Source organism: Bacillus sp. SIMBA_005 (genome assembly GCF_046535585.1).
In the GTDB taxonomy this organism is placed as follows: domain Bacteria; phylum Bacillota; class Bacilli; order Bacillales; family Bacillaceae; genus Bacillus; species Bacillus pumilus.
On the sequence record NZ_JAWRWI010000542.1, the window covers coordinates 1 to 265 of the forward strand.

The following is a 265-nucleotide window of genomic DNA, read 5'->3' on the forward strand; positions in this document are numbered from 1 at the left end:
TCAATCAAACGCTGCGTACGGCTTGCCGGCGACCCGCAAACGGAGCAGACCGCCTGCAGCTTCGTCACCGATTCGGCAACCGCCATCAGATTCGGCACCACACCGAACGGCTCTCCCCGGAAATCCATATCAAGTCCGGCCGCGATGACACGATAGCCTTTATCCGCAAGCAAGGATAAATCGCCGATGATTGATTCGCCGAAAAACTGCACTTCATCTACCGCGATGACGTCCGTGCTTTCACTGATATGATCCCATATTTCAG

The 265-nt window shown here is 54.7% G+C and carries 1 protein-coding gene; it reads right to left on the bottom strand.

Annotated elements, in window-relative coordinates:
* On the bottom strand, positions 1-265 hold a 265-nt coding region (locus SB660_RS21215; RefSeq protein ID WP_486304213.1), incomplete at both ends, for a thymidine kinase.